The following is a 1,561-nucleotide window of genomic DNA, read 5'->3' as shown; positions in this document are numbered from 1 at the left end:
CGTAGCTCCCCGCGAGTCGCGTACACGGCTACGGGTCCGGGCAGTTGGCTTCTGAGGACGAGCACGGCAGGAGCGAGTTCTCCCGGGCGCTGCCCTGCGTCACTGCCGGCTCGGGCGGACTCCGCCGCCGGATTGCCGGCGCAGGCGGAGGCGAGCAGGACGAGCAGGCCGCACGGGAGTCGTCGCGCAAATCGACGGGCTGGTGAGCGCAGCACGGTACCTCCGAATCACGGTGGGGCAGGAGCGTTCGGGCCACCCCGCGTGAGCGCGATGACCATGCACTCGGGATTAGCGGAATCGGAGGCGAAAGCGGCTCAAGGCGGTGTCGGAAAAAGGGGGAGAGCAGTGGAATCCCGGGCCGGAACCCACGCGGAGAGGCGCGGCCAGGCCGCGGGGTTGGCCAGCGTGACATGCCCCGGCCAGCTACCGCGGTGACGCCTCCCCGCATCTACTGCATTCCCGCCACCGATGCGCCCATCGTCGCGGTCTTCCGGCGCGGCCCATCGGCGTGGTCGCACGTCGGCCGATGGGACATCGCGGAGGGGCAGTACGAGCCCGGCGGCTGGCTGAAGGGGCGCATCTTTCCGCGCCGTTCGGACCTGTCACCGGACGGCCGCTACCTCTGCTATTTCGCGCACAAGCCCACGGCCACTTGGGAACACGGAGACGCGTACGTGGCGCTGTCGCGGCTGCCCTGGCTGAGTGCGCTACACGCGTTCGCGGAGATCGGCACCTGGACGCGCGGCTACGCCTTCAACGTGGACGGCAGCGTCTCCCACCCCGACGACGAGGGATTGCCGATGCGCTGGGGACTGGAGCCCCTGCCCACGGTGCAGTTCGCCCTCGAACGAAGGCGCGGCTGGGAGGAGGCCGCCGACTCGCCGCCGAGGCGTCCGGACGACTTCTGGGACCAGCACCGCAACGCCCGCATACGCAAGCCGGAGCCGGGCGGTGAGCGCGTGTTGTGCGTGGAGAGTCACGGCTGGGCCGGAGGGGAGTTCGGCAAAGGTCAGGCGGTCGACGGGTTGAGGGTCAGCTACTCGATGGAGCGAGAGGGCGACGTCCGTCTCCTGGCCGACATTCAGTGGGCCGACTGGTCGCTCGACGGCAGACTCCTCGTGGCGACCCGAGACGGGAGGATCCAGATCCGGGGCCCAGCCAGCGGTCGCGAGGAGGTTGCGTTCGACGAAGACCTGACAGCGTTGACCCCGAACCCCCAGCCGGCGCCCGCATGGGCGTGTCGTTGGTAGACGCCCACGGACCGACGCGGTTCGTGGCGGGGACGGGAGGGTTGCTTGTCGCTTTGGGTCGCGGCCATGTCGATTTTCTTCAAGACGAGCCATCGGCCGGCCCTCAACTTGTCGATCGTCCCCCGCGTTCTATGAAAGACGCGCGCCGCCTTGTCATGCGGCTACGCCGACCAAAGCCACATGACGCGTGAGTTTCGTCGTTTTCTTGGAATCACCCCGGGGAAGTTGCGATCTACGAAAAGCGTCGTAGATTAGCAGCATGAGTCCGGCTAGACCCACCGAATCCGAGCTCGAGATTCTCCAGGTGCTCT

Annotated in this window: 2 protein-coding genes; both read left to right on the top strand. The window is 68.1% G+C overall.

The window, feature by feature from the left end:
* Positions 1-410 precede the first annotated feature (410 nt).
* Positions 411-1,250 (top strand): hypothetical protein, encoded by an 840-nt coding sequence (locus tag ABFS34_16770; protein MEN8377079.1) that lies wholly within the window; start codon positions 411-413, stop codon positions 1,248-1,250.
* 150 nt (positions 1,251-1,400) lie between these two features.
* Positions 1,401-1,505: an AraC family transcriptional regulator gene (locus tag ABFS34_16765; GenBank protein MEN8377078.1), complete on the top strand. Its 105-nt coding sequence runs from the start codon at positions 1,401-1,403 to the stop codon at positions 1,503-1,505.
* The last annotated feature ends 56 nt before the right edge of the window (positions 1,506-1,561 follow it).

It is taken from the genome of Gemmatimonadota bacterium (assembly GCA_039715185.1).
Lineage (GTDB): Bacteria > Gemmatimonadota > Gemmatimonadetes > Longimicrobiales > RSA9 > DATHRK01.
The sequence above is the reverse complement of the archived record's forward strand: the minus strand, read 5'-3'. Positions and strand labels throughout refer to the sequence as shown.

Coding starts and splice junctions, on each gene's coding strand:
- ABFS34_16770 (MEN8377079.1), top strand. CDS start 411: ATGCCCCGGCCAGCTACCGCGGTGACGCCTCCCCGCATCTACTGCATT.